The 23,226-nt window shown below is 42.6% G+C and carries 20 protein-coding genes, 1 tRNA gene and 1 riboswitch; of the genes, 6 read left to right on the top strand and 15 right to left on the bottom strand.

Features of this window, described 5'->3' with window-relative positions; all coding sequences use genetic code 11:
* Positions 1-210: 210 nt before the first annotated feature.
* The 3 genes from ACFQZS_RS17305 to ACFQZS_RS17295 are packed head-to-tail and all read right to left on the bottom strand — an operon-like array spanning position 211 to position 2,113.
* Positions 211-1,005, bottom strand: a complete 795-nt coding sequence (locus ACFQZS_RS17305; protein WP_377102220.1) for an ABC transporter permease — start codon at positions 1,003-1,005, stop codon at positions 211-213.
* Positions 1,002-1,907, bottom strand: a complete 906-nt coding sequence (locus ACFQZS_RS17300) for an ABC transporter ATP-binding protein (RefSeq protein ID WP_377102218.1) — start codon at positions 1,905-1,907, stop codon at positions 1,002-1,004. The genes ACFQZS_RS17305 and ACFQZS_RS17300 overlap by 4 nt, the downstream gene beginning before the upstream one ends.
* Entirely contained in the window at positions 1,901-2,113 is a 213-nt protein-coding gene (locus ACFQZS_RS17295) for a hypothetical protein (RefSeq protein ID WP_377102217.1), read from the bottom strand. The genes ACFQZS_RS17300 and ACFQZS_RS17295 overlap by 7 nt, the downstream gene beginning before the upstream one ends.
* A 200-nt stretch (positions 2,114-2,313) precedes the next feature.
* Here ACFQZS_RS17295 and ACFQZS_RS17290 point away from each other — a divergent pair, with 200 nt between their 5' ends.
* Both ACFQZS_RS17290 and ACFQZS_RS17285 read left to right on the top strand, forming a co-directional pair.
* On the top strand, positions 2,314-3,333 hold the full coding sequence (locus tag ACFQZS_RS17290) for a sensor histidine kinase (protein ID WP_377102215.1): 1,020 nt from the start codon (positions 2,314-2,316) through the stop codon (positions 3,331-3,333).
* A 1-nt stretch (position 3,334) separates the two neighbouring features.
* Positions 3,335-4,069 (top strand): LytR/AlgR family response regulator transcription factor, encoded by a 735-nt coding sequence (locus ACFQZS_RS17285; protein ID WP_377102214.1) that lies wholly within the window; start codon positions 3,335-3,337, stop codon positions 4,067-4,069.
* A 192-nt stretch (positions 4,070-4,261) separates the two neighbouring features.
* Here ACFQZS_RS17285 and metF read toward each other — a convergent pair whose 3' ends face one another.
* From metF to murQ, 7 genes are all read right to left on the bottom strand, one after another.
* Positions 4,262-5,215, bottom strand: coding sequence for a methylenetetrahydrofolate reductase [NAD(P)H] (metF, locus tag ACFQZS_RS17280; RefSeq protein ID WP_377102213.1), 954 nt, complete (start codon positions 5,213-5,215; stop codon positions 4,262-4,264).
* Positions 5,216-5,260: 45 nt separating this feature from the next.
* The gene (locus ACFQZS_RS17275) at positions 5,261-5,626 is read right to left on the bottom strand and encodes a four helix bundle protein (RefSeq protein ID WP_377102212.1); all 366 of its coding nucleotides are present in this window, start codon (positions 5,624-5,626) and stop codon (positions 5,261-5,263) included.
* A gap of 31 nt (positions 5,627-5,657) precedes the next feature.
* Positions 5,658-9,344: a methionine synthase gene (metH, locus tag ACFQZS_RS17270; protein ID WP_377102211.1), complete on the bottom strand. Its 3,687-nt coding sequence runs from the start codon at positions 9,342-9,344 to the stop codon at positions 5,658-5,660.
* A gap of 193 nt (positions 9,345-9,537) precedes the next feature.
* Positions 9,538-9,652: riboswitch (SAM riboswitch) on the bottom strand.
* 132 nt (positions 9,653-9,784) lie between these two features.
* Complete coding sequence (locus ACFQZS_RS17265) at positions 9,785-10,513, bottom strand: Bax inhibitor-1/YccA family protein (protein ID WP_377102210.1); 729 nt, start codon at positions 10,511-10,513, stop codon at positions 9,785-9,787.
* Between the two features lie 118 nt (positions 10,514-10,631).
* On the bottom strand, positions 10,632-11,198 hold the full coding sequence (locus tag ACFQZS_RS17260; RefSeq protein ID WP_377102209.1) for a hypothetical protein: 567 nt from the start codon (positions 11,196-11,198) through the stop codon (positions 10,632-10,634).
* 9 nt (positions 11,199-11,207) lie between these two features.
* A complete protein-coding gene (locus ACFQZS_RS17255; RefSeq protein ID WP_377102208.1) occupies positions 11,208-11,855 on the bottom strand; it encodes a DUF4240 domain-containing protein in 648 nt (215 codons plus the stop codon).
* A gap of 14 nt (positions 11,856-11,869) precedes the next feature.
* Positions 11,870-12,673, bottom strand: a complete 804-nt coding sequence (murQ, locus tag ACFQZS_RS17250; RefSeq protein WP_377102207.1) for an N-acetylmuramic acid 6-phosphate etherase — start codon at positions 12,671-12,673, stop codon at positions 11,870-11,872.
* Positions 12,674-12,780: 107 nt separating this feature from the next.
* Between murQ and ACFQZS_RS17245 the strand changes: the two genes are divergently transcribed.
* Positions 12,781-14,376, top strand: coding sequence for a S41 family peptidase (locus ACFQZS_RS17245; protein ID WP_377102206.1), 1,596 nt, complete (start codon positions 12,781-12,783; stop codon positions 14,374-14,376).
* Positions 14,377-14,480: 104 nt separating this feature from the next.
* On the opposite strand, the gene der is transcribed toward ACFQZS_RS17245, so the two are convergent.
* Positions 14,481-15,782 (bottom strand): ribosome biogenesis GTPase Der, encoded by a 1,302-nt coding sequence (gene der, locus ACFQZS_RS17240; RefSeq protein ID WP_377102205.1) that lies wholly within the window; start codon positions 15,780-15,782, stop codon positions 14,481-14,483.
* A 118-nt stretch (positions 15,783-15,900) separates the two neighbouring features.
* The gene (gene era / locus ACFQZS_RS17235; RefSeq protein WP_377102204.1) at positions 15,901-16,779 is read right to left on the bottom strand and encodes a GTPase Era; all 879 of its coding nucleotides are present in this window, start codon (positions 16,777-16,779) and stop codon (positions 15,901-15,903) included.
* A gap of 142 nt (positions 16,780-16,921) precedes the next feature.
* Here era and ACFQZS_RS17230 point away from each other — a divergent pair.
* Positions 16,922-16,994 (top strand) — tRNA-Met (locus ACFQZS_RS17230).
* Between the two features lie 332 nt (positions 16,995-17,326).
* Here the strand turns inward: ACFQZS_RS17230 and ACFQZS_RS17225 are convergent.
* Entirely contained in the window at positions 17,327-17,791 is a 465-nt protein-coding gene (locus tag ACFQZS_RS17225) for a CHC2 zinc finger domain-containing protein (protein WP_377102263.1), read from the bottom strand.
* Between the two features lie 531 nt (positions 17,792-18,322).
* Here ACFQZS_RS17225 and ACFQZS_RS17220 point away from each other — a divergent pair.
* Positions 18,323-18,499: a hypothetical protein gene (locus ACFQZS_RS17220; RefSeq protein ID WP_377102203.1), complete on the top strand. Its 177-nt coding sequence runs from the start codon at positions 18,323-18,325 to the stop codon at positions 18,497-18,499.
* Positions 18,500-18,531: 32 nt separating this feature from the next.
* Here the strand turns inward: ACFQZS_RS17220 and ACFQZS_RS17215 are convergent, their stop codons facing one another.
* Complete coding sequence (locus tag ACFQZS_RS17215) at positions 18,532-18,810, bottom strand: hypothetical protein (protein WP_377102202.1); 279 nt, start codon at positions 18,808-18,810, stop codon at positions 18,532-18,534.
* Between the two features lie 243 nt (positions 18,811-19,053).
* Here ACFQZS_RS17215 and ACFQZS_RS17210 point away from each other — a divergent pair, with 243 nt between their 5' ends.
* Positions 19,054-22,770: an ATP-binding protein gene (locus ACFQZS_RS17210; RefSeq protein WP_377102201.1), complete on the top strand. Its 3,717-nt coding sequence runs from the start codon at positions 19,054-19,056 to the stop codon at positions 22,768-22,770.
* 85 nt (positions 22,771-22,855) lie between these two features.
* Here the strand turns inward: ACFQZS_RS17210 and ACFQZS_RS17205 are convergent, their stop codons facing one another.
* Entirely contained in the window at positions 22,856-23,218 is a 363-nt protein-coding gene (locus ACFQZS_RS17205) for a response regulator (protein WP_377102200.1), read from the bottom strand.
* Positions 23,219-23,226 lie beyond the last annotated feature (8 nt).

The raw sequence follows: 23,226 nt of genomic DNA, 5'->3' as shown, positions 1-23,226 counted from the left end.
CTTGCTTAGCATATGGGGTGCTGAAACAAGTTCAGCATGACCGTTTTACTTCACCGCCAAGTCATTCCGAATTTATTTCGGCAACTCACAGAACACAAACACTTGCTTAGCATGTGGGGTGCTGAAACGAGTTCAGCATGACTTTCCCTTTAACAAAAATAGCGATGGGTTTAAAACCCATCGCTATTTTTGTTATGTGTATAAAGATCCTTACTTCACGCTTCGTTTTTGTACAATATAAAAGCCTGCCACAAACACTACCGCAGATACAGCAAGAGCTATTAAAACTTCCTGTGTAAACAATTCTATTTTAAAATCGGCTGAACTCATGGGTTTGCGAGGTAAACTTTTCATAGCCAGCAATGGATGAGCGTAAGGGATAGTATAGCTATATTTCCAACTGCCTCCAGCGCAAACAACACCTGCAATAAAAAGTATAAAGCCAATTCCCATCGGCTTCAAAAAATCGCTCCACATCAGGCTAAATAAAAACTGCAGCGAAAGGATACCTAATGATGACAGGAACAATTTTAAATAAATGTTAAGCAATATGGTTTCCATATGGAAATCGGCAAATTTTAATTCGGGCTTAAGCACACCCAATAAATTACCAAAACCAATAGTAAAAAGCGCGAACAACATCAACGTTATAAAAACCAGGAATAAGGCGTATACAAACTTGGCCGAGTAAACCGACCACTTAGGTATTGGCAAACTAAACAAGGTTTTCCAGGTATCTGCTTTATGCTCAATATTATTAACGGAATACGTAATAAAAATAACATACATAGGTAACAAGAGTGTACCCATAACATTAAGGGGTACGCCTACAAAACGCAACCACGATACCATCCCGGGCACGCCTTTTAACTCATTGCTTTTAATAAAATAGCCTATTGTGGTTAAAAGCACCAGCAATAAGGGCAATAATATGGCCGCCCAAAAGCCCAATGTTTTACGGCTTTTGTAAAACTCAGACTGTAATGATAATATAAAGCCTTTCATATAGCCTGGTTTTGAGTGATGTTTAAGAATAGGTTTTCAAGATCTTTTTGCACTTTGTGTATGCTATATACCGATATGCCCGCCTGGTTAAGCATAGCGTTAATGGCGCCGGTATCTTCTTTTGATTTAAAAGCCACGGTAAGGTGGTCATCATTAACTTCGCCCACCACATATCCATTTTTAGTAAGCAAGTTGGCGGCATCAACTGTGTTAGCGGTCTCTATACGTACCTGGGGTTTACTCAGGCCTTCCAGCTCTTTTATCTCGCCCTGAAACAGCAGTTCGCCTTTATTAATAATAGCTACATGGGTAGCCATTCGCTCAATCTCGGCCAGTAAATGGCTGGATATAAAAACCGTTTTGCCATGTTCTTTGGTGAGGCGTTTTAATAACTCGCGTATCTCTATAATCCCGTTGGGGTCAAGGCCGTTTGTTGGCTCGTCAAGCATCAGTAATTTTGGATCAGGCAGCAGGGCCAAAGCTATGCCCAGGCGCTGCTTCATTCCCAATGAATACTTGCCGGCCTTTTTATGGGCCGCCTCTGTTAACTGCACCAGCTGAAGCATCTCGTCAACCCGGCTTTCATCAACCTGTAAAAGTATAGCCCGGTTTTTAAGGTTTTCTCTGCCTGAAAGGTGGCTGTATATAGCTGGCTGCTCAATTAAAGAGCCTATTTGTGCGAGTATTTTAGTGCGGTTGGCAGCAAAATCCAAACCGAATATTTTTATATCACCCTGTTCATTTTTTAACAGGTTAAGCAGTAGTTTAATGGTAGTGGTTTTCCCGGCACCATTAGGGCCAAGAAAACCATATATACTTCCTTGCGGAACTTGAAGAGATAGGGAGTTAACGACAGTTTGACTGCCGAATTTAAAGGTTAGGTCTTTAGTTTCAATTACCATACGTTGTCTTTTTTAACTGAAGCTACAGTTTTTAAAAAAGCAACACCTTTAACAAATAGCGATGTAGCTTTTACCGTAGACGATGCTGCCACTTCTGCCTCGTGCTTTTTTTGTTCAAACTGATAGCTTATACCCATTACCAGGGCAAACACTAGCGGTGCAAGTAACATTACAAAAGGATTGGTGTTGTTAACTAATTTTTTCATTGCGATTGATTTTATGATACAAAGAAATATCAAAATATCAACCTGCTAAAATCATTTAGACCAACTGTTTTTATTTATAGATGAACGGTTGCGGCATGTTAATAAGGCGTTCGTCGATAATAATAGGCGGTTTATCGATATAAATGTAGGCTGTATATAAATAATGTAGCCTTAAAGCACAAAATATATAATTTGGGATAATGAAAAAAGGCTTCCAGATCTTCTGGCACATATTTATTTGGCTCAGCCTCATCTCGTTTATTTTGTTTGCCATACGCAACTCCGGCATGAGCGTGCACACCGTGCTGGTATTATTCGCGCTTTACGGGGCCATCAACATCAGCCTGTTTTACCTTAATTACCTGGTATTGATACCGCGTTTTTTAAACAGTAAAAACTACGCACTTTATGCCGCTACGGTATTAATAATTGTAATTGCCTACGGCCAGGCCAAGTATGGCATAGCGCTTATTTTTCCTAATGATGTGCTGGTGCGAAGCAGTAATGGTATATCCGCCGTTATGAGCTTTTGGCAGTACTTTGTAAGCACCACCGTTACCGGGCTGATGTTTATATTTTTAAGCATTGTATTAAAGTTTAGTATTGACTGGTTTTTGAATGAGCGCATACAACGCGATCTGGAAAATCAGCGCCTTACTGCAGAGCTCGCCTTTTTAAAATCGCAGATCAATCCTCATTTTCTGTTTAACTCCTTAAACAGCATCTACTCGCTGGCTTATCAAAAATCAGAAAATACGCCTGGGGCTATACTTAAGCTATCAGAAATAATGCGGTATATGCTCTATGAAAGCAACGACAATAAAGTGGCTTTAGAAAAAGAACTGCTTTACCTGCAAAACTACATAGACCTGCAAAAAATAAGGTTTGGCAAAAAAGCTTTTATTGATTTTAAGATTGAAGGCGAAGTGGGCGACCAGCGTATTGTGCCCCTGTTGCTGATCGCGTTTATTGAGAACGCCTTTAAACACGGCGTGGCCAGCGATGCCGCAACCGCCATTAAGCTGCTCATCAAAATTGATGCTACCAGCTTATACTTCTTTATTCAGAATAAAAAACATACTGATAACCGTGATGCATCCGGCGGAATTGGGCTGAGCAACGTTAAACGCAGGCTCGACTTGCTTTATCCGCGGAAATATAGTTTAGAAATACGCGACGAAATTGATACGTACACTTGCGAATTATCCTTAGTTTTATAGCATGATAAAATGTTTGGTAGTTGATGACGAGCCTTTGGCGCTAAACATTTTGGAAGATTATATTTCCAAAATCCCTTTCTTAGAACTGGTTAAGGCTACCACCAACCCTATTGAAGCGCTAACCCGGGTGCAGGATGGCGGCATAGACCTTGTTTTTCTGGATGTGCAGATGCCGGAGCTTACCGGCATTCAGTTTCTGAAAATAGCTAACGGAAAAACAAAGGTTATACTAACCACAGCCTATCCGCAATATGCCTTGGAGGGTTATGAGTTGGATGTGGTTGACTATTTATTGAAGCCCATAGCATTTGATCGTTTTTACAAAGCGGCCCAAAAAGCGCAAAGCATTATAAAACCGGTGGCGGGTCAACCAGCTGAACCGGCGCAGCAGGTACAGCAGCAACAGCAGGATTTTATGAGCGATTTTATTTTTGTTAAAAGCGAGCATAAAATACAGAAGGTATACCTGCACGATATATTGTTTATTGAGGGCTTAAAAGATTACATCTCTATTTTTACCACCAACGAGCGTATTATTACCCTGCAAAACATGAAGAAGATGGAAGACACCCTTCCCGAAAAGCATTTTGTGCGGGTGCATAAATCATACATAGTTGCCCTTAACAAAATTGACAGCATTGAACGCAGCCGCATCCGCATAGGTGAGAAGATAATCCCCGTTGGCGATACCTACCGCGATGATTTCTTTAAGATTATTGACGGGAAGAATGTGTGAGATTTCGGATATCGGATTTAGATAGACGAGGTTAGCACTCAAAAAGACTGTCATTCTGAGCAATAGCGAAGAATCTTATACGCTTGGCTAACCGAGCGCCAGGCTCATCGCTTTTACAGGATTCTTCGCTATTGCTCAGAATGACAGAATATAGGTAACTGCTAGTCAACTAATCTCTAATCAACCAATCCCCTAAAATATCGCCTCCGCAATACGCTTTGTAGGCCCTGGATTACCCATGGTATAAAAGTGCATTACCGGCGCACCAAAGGCAATCAGTTCTTTACACTGGTTTATCATCCACTCAATACCCACTTCCTTAACATCCGCTTCTGTTTTGCAGGCGTGTACGGCATCGCTCAAATCTTCAGGCATATCTATGTGGAAGATCTTGGGTAGATTAATCAGCTGTTTGGATGATGTTATTGGCTTCAATCCGGGGATAATTGGCACGTTGATACCATTCTCGCGGCATTGTTTTACAAATTCTATGTACTTGCTGTTATCGTAAAACATTTGGGTGACTATAAAGTCGGCACCGCCCGCGATTTTTTGCTTCAGGTATTTAAAATCGGTTTTTAAGTTAGGCGCTTCAAAATGTTTTTCGGGATAACCGGCCACACCAATGCAAAAATCAGACTTAACTGATACATGATCCTCGTGCAGGTACTTGCCATTGTTCATATCCGTTACCTGTTGCAGCAACTCGTTGGCATAGCAGTGCCCGCCGGGTGTAGGCACAAACGATGGTTCGGCCTTACGGGCATCACCACGCAGCACCAAAACATTTTGTATGCCTAAAAACTGCAGATCTATCAGCGCGTATTCGGTTTCTTCTTTTGTAAATCCGCCACATATTAGGTGAGGCACGGCGTCAACGCCGTACTTATTCATAATAGCCGCGCAAACAGCCACGGTGCCGGGGCGCTTACGATAGCTCACCTTCTCCAGCAAGCCATTAGCATGCTCCTTATACACACTTTCCTCGCGCGATGAGGTAACATCAATAAACGGAGGTTTAAACTCCATCAGCGGGTCTATGGCATCAAATATGCCCTGAATACCCTTACCTTTCATAGGCGGAAGGAGTTCGAAGGAGAAAAGGGTTTTGCCTTTGGCGTTTGCTATGTGGTCTGTTATTTTCATTTGTTAGTTGTAAGTTGAAGGTTGTGAGTTTTAAGTGCCTTTAGGTTATTCAGTGTAATAACGGATAAAACCATTAAGTAATTTCCTCACAGTTTCTAACTGCTCTAAAATATCGTTTAATTGTGAAATGTTCAAAAAGCCTAAGTCGTGGCTTAAATAAAGTTGAGTTTCTAACTCATATAATGAACCTCTTGATACGTAAAAGAATTGCAAACTATCTTTCTTGTGATTTCGGCCACATCCTTCAGCAATATTTGAAGGTATTGAAACAGAGCAGCGTCGCATTTGGTTAGTCAATCCGAACTGCTCTTCTTTTGGATAGGACTTTGTTATGATGTAAATACTATTAGTAAGTTTTCTGGCTTCAATCCATACATTGAGTTCCGTATATTTCTTGTACTCCGTTTGCATACAACTTACAACCTACAACTTGCAACTAAAATCAATAATTCAAATTCGGACCCAACCACCTCTCCACTGTTTCTACACTCATCGTTTTACGTTGCGCGTAATCTTCAATCTGATCTTTACTTATTTTATTCAGTCCAAAATAACGCGATTGCGGGTGCGCGAAATAAAAACCGCTTACAGATGCGGCGGGCATCATGGCCAGGCTTTCTGTTAAATGCATGTGTGCATTGTCTTCGGCTTTAAGCAATTCAAACAGCGTGATCTTCTCCGTATGTTCCGGACAAGCGGGATAACCCGGCGCCGGACGAATTCCCGCGTACTCCTCTTTTATCAGTTCTTCTTTGCTTAGTTCTTCGTTTTGCGCGTAACCCCAGTATTCTTTACGCACCAACTCATGCATTTTTTCGGCAAAGGCTTCGGCTAATCTGTCAGCAAGGGCTTTCGCCATAATGCTGTTGTAATCATCATGGTCGGCATCGTATTTAGCCACCAATTCATCGCAGCCAATACCGGTTGTTACGGCAAAGCCACCAAAGTAGTCTGCAACGCCGCTTTCTTTTGGCGCTACAAAGTCTGACAGCGCGTAATAAGGTTCGCCTTTTACTTTCTCTGATTGCTGGCGCAGGGTGTGTATGCGCGATAGCAATTGCGTCCGGCTTACGTCGGTATACAATTCAATATCATCGCCCACTGCATTGGCAGGCCAAAAACCTATTACGCCATTAGCCCGGAGTAGCTTGTTGTCAACTATCTCTTTCAATAATACCTGTGCATCATCAAACAGTTTTTTGGCTTCATCGCCTACAAACTTGTCTTCAAATATCTTTGGATAGCTGCCGCGCAGTTCCCAGGTATGGAAGAAAGGGGTCCAATCTATGTAAGGCACCAGTTCCGTCAATGGATAAGCCTCGAAAACCTTGGTTCCGGTAAATGATGGTGCCGGTGCAACCTTCTTTAAATCTATCTGGAACTTGTCGGCACGGGCCTGCTCCAGCGTTACAAATCGTTTATCTGATTTTTTGTTGGCATGTGCCTCACGGGCTTTCTCGTACTCGTCTTTTATGCCCTGGATGTAGTCGTCGCGGGTTTCCTTATTCATCAGGTTACTGCAAACGGTAACACTGCGCGAAGCATCCAAAACGTGTATGGCCGCACCCGAATAATTTGGCGCTACCTTAACCGCCGCATGAATACGCGACGTTGTGGCACCACCAATAATCAGCGGGATGGTAAAGCCCTGGCGTTCCATCTCTTTGGCAAAATGCACCATCTCATCTAATGATGGGGTGATCAATCCGCTTAAGCCAATTATATCAACATCTTGTTTTATAGCTTCTTCAATAATGCGTTGCGCGGGCACCATTACGCCAAGATCAATTATCTCGAAGTTGTTGCAGGCCAATACTACACCAACAATGTTTTTACCAATATCGTGCACATCGCCTTTTACGGTGGCCATCAAAACTTTACCGGCATTGGCACGGCTTCCGCTTGCATCTTCACCCGCATCAATAACGCGCTGTTTCTCCAGTTCAATAAATGGCAGCAAATAAGCCACCGCCTTTTTCATTACGCGGGCAGATTTTACTACCTGCGGCAGGAACATCTTACCGGCACCAAACAGGTCGCCTACTATGTTCATACCATCCATCAGCGGGCCTTCAATAACTTCTAACGGCTTGGCGTATTTTTGGCGGGCCTCTTCTACGTCGGCATCCAGGTATTCAATAATACCTTTTACCAGTGCATGCGACAGGCGGCTCTCTACAGGCTCGTTACGCCACTGTTCATCGCGCACTATTTCTTTGCCCTTACTTTTTATGGTATCGGCATACTCTACCAAACGCTCAGTTGCATCGTCGCGGCGGTTAAGTAGTACGTCTTCCACCAGCTCCAGCAGTTGCTTATCAATTTGCTCGTAAACCTCCAGCATCCCGGCGTTTACAATACCCATATCCATCCCGGCCCTGATAGCGTGGTAAAGGAACGCTGAGTGCATAGCCTCGCGCACAACGTTGTTTCCTCTAAAAGAAAATGAGATATTACTCACCCCGCCGCTTACTTTAGCATACGGCAGGTTTTGTTTTATCCAGCGGGTGGCTTCAATAAAGTCGACCGCGTAGTTGTTGTGTTCTTCTAAGCCGGTTGCAACGGTTAATATGTTGGGGTCAAAAATGATATCCTGGGGTGGGAAGCCCACCTCGTTCACCAATATGTCATAAGACCGTTTACAGATCTCAATACGGCGCTGCAATGAATCCGCCTGCCCGGTTTCGTCAAAAGCCATTACTACTGTAGCGGCACCGTAGCTCATTATTTTGCGGGCGTATTCCTTAAACTTATCCTCGCCTTCTTTAAGCGAAATTGAGTTTACTATCCCTTTTCCCTGGATACATTTCAACCCAGCCTCTATCACCGTCCATTTTGATGAGTCGATCATGATGGGCAGCTTGGCAATATCAGGTTCAGATGCTACCAGGTTCAAAAACTTAACCATCACCGCTTCCGAATCTATCATGCCCTCGTCCATGTTGATGTCTATCACCTGGGCACCGCCTTCTACCTGTTGCGCGGCAACGGATAGGGCTTCCTCATAATTTTCAGCCAGTATCAGCTTACTGAATTTAGGCGAACCTGTAATGTTGGTACGCTCGCCAACGTTTACAAAAATACTTTCGGGGGTTATGGTAACCGCTTCCAATCCGCTTAAGCGCATATTGGGCGCAAGCGTAGGTATTAAACGCGGCGAATACTGCGCGGCTTTGTCAGCAATACATTTAATATGATCTGGTGTGGTACCGCAGCAGCCGCCTACTATATTTACCATGCCTGATTTGATGAAATCATCAACCTGGTGGGCCGTTTCGTGCGGGGTTTCATCGTACTGACCAAACTCATTAGGTAAACCAGCATTAGGGTAAGCTGATATAAACACATCCGCTTTGTCTGAAAGCTCTTGCAGATGCGGGCGCATTTCGCGGGCACCCAAGGCGCAGTTTAAACCAACAGATAACAGATTGGCATGGCGCACCGAGTTCCAGAAAGCTTCAACCGTTTGCCCCGAAAGGGTGCGGCCGGATGCATCCGTTATGGTACCTGATATCATGATAGGCAAATGCTTACCCCTTTCCTGCGCGTATTTATCCGCAGCAAATAAGGCTGCTTTGGCGTTAAGGGTATCAAATATGGTTTCTATCAATAGCACATCTGAGCCACCATCAACCAACCCGCGGATCTGGTCGTAATAAGCATCAGCCAGATTATCGAAAGTAACAGCACGGTAGCCGGGATCATTCACATCCGGCGAAAGCGAAGCCGTTCTATTGGTTGGACCAACAGCACCGGCCACAAAGCGTGGTTTTGAGGGATCTTTTTGATTATATTCATCAACAACTTCACGCGCCAAGCGGGCACCTTCGTAGCTTAACTCGTAAGCCAGTTCTTCCATCTTATAATCAGCCAGCGAAATTATTTGTGTGCTGAAAGTGTTGGTCTCAATAATATCCGCACCCGCATCTAAATATTCGGCATGTATAGCTTTTATTACATCCGGTCGCGTAAGGTTAAGCAGGTCATTATTACCCTGCAAATCGCAAGGATGATCCTTAAACCTTTCCCCACGAAAATCCTCTTCAGTCAACTGGTACCGTTGTATCATGGTACCCATTGCCCCGTCAATTACCAGAATGCGTTTTTTTAGTTCTTCTTTAATGTTCATTTGTGCGTATCTGTTGTGAGTTGTGAGTTGCGAGTTGTAAGTGATATCTGAAACATACAACTTACATTCTATAACTTACAACACTAAGCTGAAAGTCTTAAGCTGTAAGAGCTATGCGAAGACATACAACTTACAACATGTAACTTACAACATTAAAAAGCTTATTTCGAAAAGTCGGGTATCTGTTGACTTTCGCTTATCTGTCTCAGTCCATAAGTCGCCGGGCTGAAGTAGAATGTAGCACCTTGTTAAGTAACAGGTTGCCAAGACATCGCAGGGTCTAATCCCTCCGTCTTTCTCTATAAGCAGCGCAAAGGTGCGCAATAAGTTTGTAAAGTGCAACCTTGCCTTAAGTTCTGTTAACACGCATACACACTTTTACTTTTTGTAAACAAAAAAAGCCGCTGTGTTAAAGCGGCTTTCAAATTCATTATTCAAAATTATCGCCTGCCGCCAAATATGCGTAACATAGACATAAACAGGTTAATAAAAGTGGTATACAGCACAAAAGCGCCAATAATTACCAGTTTTTTAGACTCAGCACTGCCGTACTCCAAGCCTGCACCAATCCGTTTTAACATTTGGATATAGTAAGCTGTTAAACCTACCATTATAGCCATAAATACAAAGCTTAGCAGGTATTGCAACTGCGAACTGCCTAAAAAGAAGTTAACCAGGCTAACCACAAATGCGCCCAGGAAAATCACCATCAATATAGAGCCGAATTTTGTTAAGTCTGTTTGTGTGGTATAACCTGCTACAGCCATTATACCAAATACACCTGCCGCGCTTAAAAAAATTGTAAAAATAGAGCTGGCGGTATAAATAAGGCCTATTATGCTTAAACTAACACCAATGGCAACAGCATAAGCAATAAACAGACCCAACACCGCAGGGTAAGAAAGCTTATTAAAGCCAAAATTCATAACTAACGAAAACGCCAGTGGAGAAAATATGGCCACATAGCCTAAGCCGGTAAAGCCCCCTTCAACAGGATTAATTATAAGCGTTAATAAATTAATGTTGGTTGCAAAGGAGTAAGCTACAAAAGCTGATATGCCTAATGCTACAAACATCCATGTAAAAACTTTAGCTAAGTATTTGCGCGACGCGTCTGTCTCGTCAATTTGTATTACGTTATCGTAAACGTATTTTTCTTTAAATTCCATTTTATGTTTTTAATTATTGTTTCGAATATAGGTTTTTTAGATGCAAGAGACAAGATGCAAGAGTCAAGAGCTTGTAATCTTCAAGCAAGTCGTCCATCCTGTTTCTTACATCTTGACTCTAATTCAATCGCTTCGTCAACTGCTCTTCTACCTTTTTAAAGAACTGTACCGGTTTTAGGTTGCGCCAGGTCATGTCGTCCAGTTCGCCGCCAAAATTGATGTAGTAGTCGATGTTGTTACGCTTAAACTCTTCAATTACATGTTCTCTGAAGTTGATACCTGCTATCCAGCCATCCTCAACATCCTGAAACCATTCTTCATAATAACAATCGTCTGACGAATGGTAGTTTAACACATTCTCTCCTATCAGAATAAATTTGTTAATGCCATAATCGCCCATCAGCTCCAATATCTCGCGCTTAAGCAGCATTATATCATTGTTAATGGCATCGTTCCATTCGCCAATGAACTCTATTATGGCATAAGAACGTTCATAGTCTACAAAAAGTACTTTAAGGTAAAGCGTATTTGAGCCAAATGAATCCCACTGCGGATGCAGCAGATAGTTGTAGATCTGCTTATCAAACTCAAACTCGCTGTATTGCGTAGCATAAAACGGCGACCGGTCGTCCTCCGCTGCCACGTAATCATCGCGCCATTTATAATATGGTTCTATTTCGTGCATTTAGCCTTTTCAATTAAATTTTTCCCAAAGTTTTGGGTAAAGCTTTGGAAGCTCATCTTCTTTCCAATCATTGCCTGTAATTGCCGGACCACCAAGATCATAGTTCAATCCTTTATTAAAAGCCACGTCCCTTGGGAAGCTGTCGTCCTCCTGTTGTTTGCCTGTCTTGTTTTTGTAAGCTTGCGTAGATACATATAGTAAATGTTCAAAATCAGGAACAACTCCGTTGTCTACCACTCCAGCTAAGTAATCAGGATTTTTTATCGTCTGTTCAAACGTCTCTCTACCGAGGCTAATTAACCAAAGTCTGAAATATAGGAAACCATCATCTGAAACATAAGCGTCAATAATTTTATTTGCCGCTAAAATCTTATAGTTGTTAGCCTCAATAAGCTTTTTACATAAAATAATTTCAAAGTTTATTATTTCCTCAGGGGCATAAGCTGATAGCTTTTTTACGATGATCTCATTCTGCAAATCCAAATTACCTTTGGCGGCGTTGTAAGAATAGTCTATTATCTTCCAAAATTCTTTTTCATCCATTTTCTCAGCTTTCGTAAATTCGCTGACCGGTTTAAAGCTACGCTTATCTTCTTTTGCGCTGCAACCTATACATAGTACAGTTAATAACGCTATTACAAATAATCTACTGTGCATTTGCGTATATTAATCTATTTAGTAGATTCAACCGCTTTTCTAACACTACCATATTCCTCCAAAAGTCTTGCCGCTGTTGCTTCATCCAGCCCCGTCTCGGCCATTATCATCCGGGTTCCTCTATCTATCAGTTTGTTATTACTCAGCTGCATATCCACCATCTTATTGCCTTTAACGCGGCCCAGTTGTATCATTACCGAGGTGCTCAGCATATTCAGTACCAGTTTTTGCGCAGTGCCGGCTTTCATGCGGGTTGAGCCGGTTACAAACTCAGGCCCTGTAACTACCTCAACAGGTAGCTTGGCCGCCGCGGCTACCGGGCTACCGCTGTTACACACAACGCAGCCGGTAAGTACATTATTTTGATTAGCAGTAGTTAGTCCGCCAATTACATAGGGCGTAGTGCCTGATGCTGCTATGCCCACCACCACGTCTTTATCAGTTATATCAAAAGCCTGTAAATCTCGCCAGGCTTGTTCGGTATTGTCTTCGGCAAACTCAACGGCTTTGCGTATGGCACCATCGCCGCCGGCAATAATACCCACCACCCAATCAAACGGCACACCAAATGTAGGCGGACATTCTGACGCGTCAACAACACCCAGTCTGCCGCTGGTGCCAGCGCCTATATAAAATAAGCGGCCGCCTTTGCTCATTCTTTCAGCAACAGCTGTTGCAAGCGCCTCAATTTGTGGCAATGCCTCGCTTACCGAGATAGCTACGGTTTGATCTTCGTAATTAATGTGGCGCAGTATTTCGGCCACGCTCATTTTCTCCAGATCGTTGTAATGAGAATCCTTTTCGGTTGTTCTTTGCATCTGCTCTGCTTTATTTGGCAAAATTGAGTAAAATTCCTGATAATGGTTTGATAATTGCCTTAACAAAATATCAGCTATCAGCCTAAATGATTAGCTTTGTGACTGGTATGAAGAAAAACGCCGCCATTATTTTTCGCTCTGCAATTCTTATCCTGCTGGGGGTAACTATTGGCCTGTACTTAAACGGCGATAGTTTTATAGGGCGCGATGCTGATTATTCATCATCGGGCCCGGGCAAATTATCAAAAGTTTTAGACCTTGTGCGCAATAAATATGTAGACTCTGTAAATGTAGACAGCGTTGAGGGCGAAACGGTTAACGAGCTTTTACAACGCCTTGATCCGCACTCGTTATACCTGCCGGCCCAACAGGCGCTTAGCGTAAACGAAAAGCTGGAAGGCGGCTTTAACGGTATCGGCATTGAATATAATTTGCTGCGCGATACATTGGTTATCTCCTACGTTTATCCAGACGGGCCGGCAGCCATGCGCGGCCTTAAAGCAGGCGATAAAGTACTGGAGGCTGATCATGAAAAATTTTCGGGTACCGGGCTTAGCAACGCGCGTATTAATAAAAAACTGAGAGGCGTAAAAGGATCAGGCCTGCTGCTTTCTGTATTATCAGATGATTCAAAAGATATAAAGCTGGTAAACCTTAAGCGCGACCGGGTAACACTGAGTAGCATTGATGCGGCGTACAAGTTTAATCCGCAAACCGGATATGTTAAAATAAGCAAGTTTGCCACCACTACAGATGCCGATTTTAAAGCAGCCTTATTAAAATTAAAAGAAGAAGGCCTTACACGATTGGTGCTTGACCTGCGCGGCAATGGCGGCGGCTATTTGAACAGCGCCACCAGCCTGGCCGATGAATTTCTAAAAAGTAAGCAGTTAATAGTATATACCAAAGGAATGCATGAGCCACGTACCGATTACTTTGCGACAGATTCGGGCGCGTTTCAGGATGGTAAGTTAGCCGTGCTGATAGATGAATACTCTGCATCGGCAAGCGAGATATTGGCGGGCGCATTGCAGGATCTGGACCGTGCGGTTATTGTGGGTCGTAGAAGTTTTGGTAAAGGATTGGTGCAGGAGCAGTTTCAGTTTGATGACCATTCGGCAGTTAATTTAACGGTTGCCAGGTATTACACAGCATCAGGCCGCTCTATACAAAAAACCTACAAAAACGGCGTTGCCAGTTATCGCAATGAGTTGGCTGAGCGTATGCGCAAGGGTGAGCTATTTTCGGCAGAGAGTAATCTTAACGACAGTTTACTGCATACCAACAGCAAGTACCGTACATCTGCAGGCCGTAGAGTATTTAGCGGCGGCGGTATTATGCCGGATATTTTTGTACCCGAGGACACTACACGAAACACCTGGTTAATCAGTCAGCTCAACAAAAACGATCTTTTTACGGCTTATGTAATAGACTACCTGCAACCGGTTCTGAAAGCTTATAATACAGACGATGATTTTATAAACGGATACAGCGTGAATGATGCTGCAATGACCCACTTTATTAAATATGCATCGCTAACTGTTAAGGATATTACTAAAGAAGAAATAGCTGCCAGTAAAGCACACCTAAAAACCCTGCTGAAAGCCAATGCCGCGCATTTTAAATGGGGCGATGAAGGGTATTATAAAGCCCTAAACGCTACTGATGTGGCGCTGAAGAAGGCGGTGGAGAGTCTTAATTAGTCTGAACCAGGATTTTTAGGATTAGCTGATTACAAGATTTTTTCTTTAGATTTTATAAATCCTACCATCTTAAAATCTTACAAATCTTAGTTCAGACATTTAGGCTACTTCTGCCTAAACCACACCTGTACCGGCGCGCCGCTCAGCTCAAAGTTTTCGCGAAGCTTATTTTCAATAAAGCGATAATAAGGCTCCTTGATATACTGCGGCAGGTTACAGAAGAACGCGAACATGGGCGATGAGCCTGCTATCTGCGTTATATATTTTATTTTAACGTATTTACCTTTTAATGATGGCGGCGGATAGTTTTCTATAATCGGCAGCATTACATCATTCAGTTTTGAGGTTGTTATTTTGCGTGCACGGTTGGCGTAAACCTGGTTGGCTACATCAATTACCTTTAAAACACGCTGCTTCTCTGTTACCGAAGTAAATACAATAGGCACATCAGTGAACGGAGCTGTTTTTTCGCGGATCATTTCCTCAAAAACCTTGATTGTTTTATTGTTTTTTTCAATCAGGTCCCACTTGTTTACTACTATCACAATGCCTTTTTTGTTCTTCTCGGCCAGGTGAAAGATATTCATATCCTGCGCTTCAAAGCCTTCAACAGCATCAATCATCAATATGATCACATCAGCTTCTTCCAGGGCCTTTATGGTACGCATAACCGAGTAAAACTCTATGTTCTCTTTTACCTTGGTCTTTTTACGCATCCCGGCAGTATCAATCAGCATAAAATCATGCCCGTACTGGTTGTAGTGTATGTGGATGCTATCGCGCGTGGTACCGGCAACAGGCGTAACTATATTACGTTGCGAACCTATAAGCGAGTTGATGATAGATGATTTACCCACATTTGGCCTGCCGACAATAGCGTATTTAGGGCGGGTACTATCTTCCAGCGGAACATCTTCAAAGTGCTTAACCACTTCGTCCAGTAACTCGCCTGTGCCCGAGCCGGTCATGGATGAGATATTGTAGATCTCGCCTAAACCGAAACCGTAAAATACAGTTGCATCTGCTTGTTGGTTATGATTATCTACCTTATTAACCACAACAAAAACAGGTTTTTTGCTGCGGCGTAATAGTACAGCAATCTCATCGTCCAGGTCTGTAATACCTGTAGTAACATCAACCACAAACAAAATAATGGATGCCTCTTCAACAGCGATTACCACCTGTTCGCGTATAGCGGCTTCAAAAACATCATCAGAGTTGGCCACGTAACCGCCAGTATCAATAACCGTGAACGGATGATCCGTCCACTCAGCTACACCATAATGCCTGTCTCGGGTTACGCCGCTAAAGTCATCAACAATAGCCTTGCGGCTTTCGGTCAGTCGGTTATATAAAGTTGATTTGCCTACGTTGGGGCGGCCAACTATGGCTACTATGTTACTCATGCTGATTTTAGATTTTAGAATTACGATTTACGATTGCTTTAAAATGCTAAGCCGTAATCCTGCAAATTTACGAACTACGTTTTGGCTAAATCTAAAATCGTAATCCGTAAATCGTAAATTAATTAATGTACCCAAATTTCTTCAGGTAGTTTTTTGTGTCGCGCCAGTCAGGTATAACCTTTACGAATGTTTCGAGGAATACTTTGCGCTGAAAAAACTCCTCCATATCCTTGCGGGCGTAGGTGCCTACTATCTTCAGCATTTTACCCCCCTCGCCTATTATTATATTCTTTTGCGAATCGCGTTCAACAATTATCTCGGCGCTTATGCGGTAAAGCTTTTCGCCCTCAATAAAAGCGGTAACAACTACCTCACAGCTATACGGGATCTCTTTTTTATACTGTTTTAATAACTGCGCCCGTATCATTTCTGATGCAAAAAAACGATCGTTACGGTCTGTCAACGCGTCCTTCTCGTAATATGGGGCATGCTCGGGCAGGTGCTCCCTAACAAAATCCATAACAGCAGTAATGTTATGATCGTGAAGGGCAGATATGGCAAAAACGGCTACCGGTTTCAGTTTCTCCTGCCAAAAATCTATTTTCTTTTTTACCGCCTCTTCATCACTTTGGTCTATCTTGTTAACCAGTATGGCCACCGGCGCTAAACTGCCTTCCAGCTTTTTCAGCACGTCGGTTTCGTCGTACTCTTCGTGTATATCTGTTACCAGCAAAATCAGGTCGGCATCAACAATAGAGCCTTCCACCTGGTGCATCATGCTTTCCTGCAAAGCATAGTGCGGCTTAATAACACCGGGTGTATCTGAGAAAACGATCTGATGATCTTCATCATTCACTATACCCAAAATACGGTGACGGGTTGTTTGTGCCTTATGGGTGATGATGGACATTTTTTCGCCCACCAGCAAATTCATCAGCGTTGACTTACCCGCGTTTGGTTTACCAATTATGCTTACAAAACCTGCCTTATGACCCATATTAAAATAATTAAAATATTATTTGGACTGCAAAGAAACGAATTATATCTTTGCAGTCCAATTTAAACGGAATGTAAATTGCATTTTGACAATTGGGAAAGGCTTTTCGGGGTAATGTACCGGTAAAAAAAGCTAACAATAGTGCGGGATGGAGCAGTTGGTAGCTCGTCGGGCTCATAACCCGAAGGTCGTAGGTTCGAGTCCTGCTCCCGCTACCTGAGAATCAGGCCTTTAGCTTAACTGCTAAGGGCCTTTGTTTTTTCTGTTAACGCTGTGTTAACGATTTTCCAAAACTTGCCTTTGGTTTTCTTAAATATACAAAAAGTATTAATAATCTTTATGGTTCTCAAATTTATTTAAAAGCTCAGCTACGGCACTAATTCATATCATTTAAAGTTCAATAATTCTAAAAGCAATGAAATGGGAATACTGAATCTACGGAGCTTAAAATAAATTCTCTAAATAGAGTACACGTGCCGTTTCCGCTCTGAGTAACTGGCTGTCGTATGTCGGGAACAAACCGACATACGGTTTCGAGTAAATGATCCTATTTCTCTAAATCAATCATACATTCCCACGGAAGAGATGAATGATTTCGATCAGGTCGAAGAACTTTTGTATAGTTATAGATTTCATTCACATACATTTTTGCTATTTTGATATCGATACCGCGCGTTTCTAAATATCGGATCAGAAAATGGTCTATGAGATTGAAAGTATCGAGCACCCGCCATTTGCTTTGTTTATCACGAACAATATCGCGCGGTATTGGAAGTGCCGGGTCGAGATTAGTATTACGAAACCATCGCAAAGCATCTTTTGGGCTATATCGATGGCCCGATGCTTTTAGAATTTGTATCACCAGATCGACGGCATTGCCGCCGATCCCCTCCCCGTGATCAAACCATAAGTTTTTTAGCTTGTTTACATGGAAGCTTGGTGTTTTTTCATTTCGAAAGGGAGAAAAATACGTTGCATCAGTCTCCGTTTCTTTAACCGGATGGAGTTCCAGTTTTGCTAAAATTTCGGCAATGGCAATGGCTTTCGCCTGCTATATGTTCATAGGGCGTTCCTTTAAATAAACTGGTGAGAGAAATTAGATTGCTGCTGTTTTTGGCTGCCTGATACGGCGGCTTAGGTAGTGTGCATCGATTACCGACTGACGGTATACAACCAGTCCCCGGCGTACCTGCGGTTTTAAATCATATATTTTTTTACAATCCCACGTGGCGTATGACGCCGGAGAAAAACCGGTTCGTCGATATGCTTGTTTTCGATTTATCCAGGGATCATCATCACAATTCATTTTTGCTATCCTTTGCTAAGTTCATTTGTCGTTCCAACGCGGGCAGTGATAACCGAATCAACCTGTAGTTACAAACTAATTATGTGTTTATCAATGATGTAATATGTATAATCATACCGCCGTATTTTAACCGCGATAAAAATGATTTTTTATCATTGATAAAATTACTGCGACAGCATCGTCCGTGAATTTTCCTGCTAAACATATCGCCGATTACTGAACAATGAGAGGTGAACCATGGTATCGATTACAGATTTGCGCAAAGCACATTACATCTCGGCGAAACTTGTGGAGAAATTTGGCCCCGACTATTTAATTTTTTTTGAACGCGTAGATAAAGAGCTAATAGAAGCAGAGAAAAAACAGGATTTAATGAAAGTCGCGTTAGAAATTGCAAATCACCCCAATAACTAGTGATTTTCAGATCGAAGTTACTTTCACCAAATTTACTTTGTCCAGCATCTATGAGCAACATTAACTGATCCACTAATCGCTTCTTCTTCACTTAATCCGAATAATCGCAAGGATTCCTGTTCAAAAAGTGCGGAATCCTGCGGAACCTCCTTAACGTACAGTTCGGTTTCAAGCAGGGTTGTAAAGTAGAAGTCCACCGCCTTTTTAAGCACTTCCAGACCCATGCTTTCAGTTTGAAACACGAATATTTTTTCAGGCACAAACCCGCCTTTTATTCGATATAAAGTATCGATGCAATAACGGCTACCCATTGCACTCAACCGCCGTTTCTCTGACGTGTACACGAATGTCTTTAGCCGTAATTACCGTTTCCTTCACCTGTGTCATTACCTGATATGCCATCATTCTCCTTTGGGTTTCGGTGTTATTCTACCCAATCGATGATTAAATTTTTAAATAGCTAATTCAATGGATTTGGGCACTTCGGATACGATAGCCACAATTTTCCCTTTCAGGATATTTTCTAACTTTACTGCTTAAGCCCATTGGCGTTTATGAAAACATTGGAAAAAGAAAGCACGGAGCAGTTCCTGTCCGGCGGTGGTGAAATGGGTAAACTGATCCGTTCACTTGATTGGTCGCAAACAGCATTAGGCCCTATTGAAAACTGGCCCCAAAGTCTACGCACATCTGTTAGCCTTTGCCTGTCTTCCACATTTCCAATTCTTATTGCTTGGGGGCCTGAGACCATACAAATTTATAACGATAGTTATCGCCCTATCTGCGGTGCCAAGCATCCGGAATCAATGGGTATGAATTTTCGAATTTGTTGGGAAACGGCATTACCTGTGGTGGGCGATGCCTTCACACGGGGCGAGCATGGCGAAGGTACTTACATAAATGACCAGCGGATGTTTCTGGACCGTTACGGCTATCTGGAAGAAGCCTGGATGACTTTCTCATTTGCACCAATAAGGGATGAATCAGGCGGTGTAGGCGGCATATTTCACCCGATAACAGAAACAACTGTTAAAATGCTGAGTGGTAGGCGAATTCAGGTACTACGCGAGTTAAGTGCGGTTATTAATAAGGCTAAATCGGTTGAAGAGATCGGCGGCATGACAGAAGATAAATATGCAGACTATAATCTGGACATTCCATTTTTACTTTTTTATAAATATAATGAAGGTAAGGCTACGCTGATCAGCGCAGCTGGTGTAGCATCGGATACGCAATTAGCACCTTCAGAAATTATCCTTAATAACGAAAACAACTGGCCTTTGGCCAATAGCCTGGCATCAGGCGAAATTGAAATAGTGACTGAATTGGAAAGTCGGTTTGGTGGCTTCACTTGTCAACCTTATGACAATGCGCCACATTCGGCAGTTGTTATACCAATAAAATTATCTGGTCAGGAAGAGCCTTATGGCTTTATGATTGCAGGTGTTAGTGTTTGCCGGGCACTTGATCAGGATTATTTAAATTTTTATGATCAGTTAGCTAATACTTATAATACCGCAGTATCTAATGTCTATGCGTATGAGCAGGAACAAAAGCGTGCTGAAGCTTTAGCGGCTATAGACCGATCAAAAACCGCTTTTTTCAGCAATGTAAGTCATGAATTTCGCACTCCCCTCACCCTTATGCTTGGTCCGCTTGAAGATCTGCTTGGCCGCAGTTCATTAAGCGCAGATATTAAAGTGCACGTTGAATCTACGCATCGCAATGCTTTACGTCTGTTAAAGTTAGTAAATAATCTACTGGATTACAGTCGAGTAGAAGCTGGGCGTGCTCAGGCTGCTTATCAACAGATCGACCTCGCTGAATTAACCGCCGATCTGGCAAGCAGCTTTCGTTCAATTATAGAAAAAGCGGGAATGGAACTTATTGTACAAGTGCAGGATCTGCAACATTCCGCTTACGTCGACCGCCAAATGTGGGAAAAGATTGTTTTGAACCTTCTTTCCAATGCTTTTAAATACACTTTAAAAGGAACGATTACCATATCGCTAAATCAGGAAGGTAAACAAGCTATTTTAAAAGTTTCAGACACGGGCGTGGGAATTCCCGAAAAAGAATTGCCGAATATGTTTGAGCGCTTTCACCGGGTGGAAAATACGGCTGGCCGTACGCATGAGGGTACAGGGATAGGATTATCACTTGTTCATGAGCTCGTACATTTACATGGTGGCGATATCGGCGTAATAAGCACGGAGGGTATCGGCAGCACGTTTACAGTTTCCATTCCCGTTGGCAAAGCTCATTTACCGCAGGAACATGTACTTGACATTGCCAAGGAAACGGATTCAACAGCTTTAAAAGGAGCTTTTATTCAGGAAGCTTTCAGCTTATTGCAGGATGAAGCGGAGACGCAAAACAGCGATAATGCAAAATCTACCGGAGATATCACGACGCATCAGGATTTTTCCATTACTAAGGATACGCGAATCTTAATCGTAGACGATAATGCCGATATGCGAGCTTACCTGATACGTTTGCTTGAACCATACTTTTCAATTACCGTTGCAGTAAACGGTGCTGATGCATTGCAAAAGATTTATGATGAGCAGCCCGATTTGGTATTAAGCGACATTATGATGCCGGTAATGGATGGAAAAGCCATGCTTGAAAACCTGCGGAAATCGGCGAATACGATTAGGATTCCTGTAATATTTCTTTCGGCCAGGGCCGGTGAAGAGGCCCGTATAGATGGTTTGGAAGCAGGAGCAGATGATTATTTAGTGAAACCCTTTTCGGCTGCCGAATTACTTACAAAAATACGGGCGCAAATCAAGATCAGCAAAACGCGTAATCATGCAGAACAACAGCTAAGGAATTTGCTTACGGAAGCGCCGGTAGCCATAGCCATTTACCGTACGCCGTGGCATATCATTGAATTTGCCAATACGCGTATGTTGGATTATTGGGGTATCGATGCCGGACATTCTTTCGGTAGACCTATACTAGAGGTAGTACCAGAATTGAAAGAACAGGGCTTTGGCCAGATAATGGATGGGGTATTCAAAACCGGCGAACGTTTTATTTCCGGAGAAATTCCAGTTACGCTTAGTAAGTTTGGTAAAGAGGAATTGAGCTATATCCATCTTACGATCGAAGCCTTACACAACGAAGAACATCAGATAACAGGCATGATGGCCGTGGCAGCCGATGTTACCGAACAGGTATCTGCCCGATTAGAATTGGAGAAAGTTACCGATACGCTTAAACTATCAATGGAAGCAGCAAACCTTGGTACATGGCGAACCGACTGGGGTACAGATAATCTGTTTGTATCTGAGATTGCCCGCAATATTCACGGTATTCCTGCTGATGAAGAACTTTCATTCGATAAAACGTTAAGCGTAATAGTTCCTGAGCATAGGGACCGTTTTTTGCAGGCAGTGTTAACAGCAGTGGAAACCAAAAGCCGGTTCAGTGAAGATTACCAAATACAGCCTTATGATGGCACCAAAAGAAAATGGCTTAACTCGACCGGAAAGGTAGAACTGGATACTAGCGGAGAAGTGGTTGGGGTTATCGGCACTATTCTGGATATTACAGAGAGCAAAGAGGATGAGCTTCGTAAGAATGATTTTATTGGCATGGTTAGCCATGAGTTGAAAACACCGCTTACTTCGTTAAGCGGGCATACCCAGATTTTAAATCTGCATGCCAAAAAAACCAACGATGCATTTGCCAAAGAAAGGCTGGATAAGATCGGTTCCCAAGTTAAAAAAATGACCAGCCTTATCAATGGTTTCCTCAACGTTTCAAGATTAGACTCCGGCAAAATCGCCTTGCAAAAAAACGATTTCGATTTGAATAAATTGATTGGGGAAATGATAAATGAAAGCGACTTGGATAACGGCAGTCATGAAGTTATTTTTAATCCGATCGGAGAAATAGTTTTAAATGCCGACCGAGATAAAATCAGTTCGGTATTATCTAACTTGTTTAGTAACGCAGTTAAATACTCTCCAAAAGGTAAAAGAATTGATGTTAATGCCTCCGTTAATAACAAACATGTGACCGTGACTGTGCGTGATGAAGGTATGGGCATTAAAGCGCATGATCTGCAAAAGTTGTTTGACCGCTATTACAGGGTGCAAAGCAAGGATACACAGCAAATTGCGGGATTTGGCATCGGCCTTTATCTAAGTGCCGAGATCATTGAACGTCACCACGGTCGTATTTGGGCGGAAAGCGAAATGGGTGTTGGATCGACATTTCACTTTACTCTGCCATTAATGGCTTCAAAAATAGAGCAGTAATTACTTAGTTGAAAAACAAGAAGAGCAAATAAAAATGCCTGTGTCGGGTAAGCTATAATCAAGTTTCAGCTTACGCAGATTATATTTAGTTGTTCATAATTAACTCCACTTTACTTAAGAGTTCTTCAATTTCAAACGGTTTGTCGATGTAGTCATCAGCTAGGCAGCTTGCCGCCGTTTCCGCCAGATTGCGGGTAGCCGAGATCAATATCACGGGTATATGTTGGGTTTTCGGCCCCGTCTTCAACTGATAACAAATATCCCTACCCGTCTTACCCTCCAACCAGTTATCGATTAGTAACAGATCAGGAGGATCTTTTTCTATTTCAAAAACCGCTGTTACGTCATGGCCCTGACGAACTACATAACCGGCTTCCTGTAAAATAATAGTGATCCCCGAGAGTATATCGGGATCATCATCAATCAACAGTATAGTGCCTTTTTTCACAGGGGAAA

The organism is Mucilaginibacter calamicampi, from assembly GCF_042676765.1.
Taxonomy (GTDB): domain Bacteria; phylum Bacteroidota; class Bacteroidia; order Sphingobacteriales; family Sphingobacteriaceae; genus Mucilaginibacter; species Mucilaginibacter calamicampi.
Note: the sequence above shows the minus strand (reverse complement) of the source record. Positions and strands in the feature narration are given on the sequence as shown.

Coding starts and splice junctions, on each gene's coding strand:
- ACFQZS_RS17305 (WP_377102220.1), bottom strand. CDS start 1,005: ATGAAAGGCTTTATATTATCATTACAGTCTGAGTTTTACAAAAGCCGT.
- ACFQZS_RS17300 (WP_377102218.1), bottom strand. CDS start 1,907: ATGGTAATTGAAACTAAAGACCTAACCTTTAAATTCGGCAGTCAAACT.
- ACFQZS_RS17295 (WP_377102217.1), bottom strand. CDS start 2,113: ATGAAAAAATTAGTTAACAACACCAATCCTTTTGTAATGTTACTTGCA.
- ACFQZS_RS17290 (WP_377102215.1), top strand. CDS start 2,314: ATGAAAAAAGGCTTCCAGATCTTCTGGCACATATTTATTTGGCTCAGC.
- ACFQZS_RS17285 (WP_377102214.1), top strand. CDS start 3,335: ATGATAAAATGTTTGGTAGTTGATGACGAGCCTTTGGCGCTAAACATT.
- metF (WP_377102213.1), bottom strand. CDS start 5,215: ATGAAAATAACAGACCACATAGCAAACGCCAAAGGCAAAACCCTTTTC.
- ACFQZS_RS17275 (WP_377102212.1), bottom strand. CDS start 5,626: ATGCAAACGGAGTACAAGAAATATACGGAACTCAATGTATGGATTGAA.
- metH (WP_377102211.1), bottom strand. CDS start 9,344: ATGAACATTAAAGAAGAACTAAAAAAACGCATTCTGGTAATTGACGGG.
- ACFQZS_RS17265 (WP_377102210.1), bottom strand. CDS start 10,513: ATGGAATTTAAAGAAAAATACGTTTACGATAACGTAATACAAATTGAC.
- ACFQZS_RS17260 (WP_377102209.1), bottom strand. CDS start 11,198: ATGCACGAAATAGAACCATATTATAAATGGCGCGATGATTACGTGGCA.
- ACFQZS_RS17255 (WP_377102208.1), bottom strand. CDS start 11,855: ATGCACAGTAGATTATTTGTAATAGCGTTATTAACTGTACTATGTATA.
- murQ (WP_377102207.1), bottom strand. CDS start 12,673: ATGCAAAGAACAACCGAAAAGGATTCTCATTACAACGATCTGGAGAAA.
- ACFQZS_RS17245 (WP_377102206.1), top strand. CDS start 12,781: ATGAAGAAAAACGCCGCCATTATTTTTCGCTCTGCAATTCTTATCCTG.
- der (WP_377102205.1), bottom strand. CDS start 15,782: ATGAGTAACATAGTAGCCATAGTTGGCCGCCCCAACGTAGGCAAATCA.
- era (WP_377102204.1), bottom strand. CDS start 16,779: ATGGGTCATAAGGCAGGTTTTGTAAGCATAATTGGTAAACCAAACGCG.
- ACFQZS_RS17220 (WP_377102203.1), top strand. CDS start 18,323: ATGGTATCGATTACAGATTTGCGCAAAGCACATTACATCTCGGCGAAA.
- ACFQZS_RS17215 (WP_377102202.1), bottom strand. CDS start 18,810: ATGGGTAGCCGTTATTGCATCGATACTTTATATCGAATAAAAGGCGGG.
- ACFQZS_RS17210 (WP_377102201.1), top strand. CDS start 19,054: ATGAAAACATTGGAAAAAGAAAGCACGGAGCAGTTCCTGTCCGGCGGT.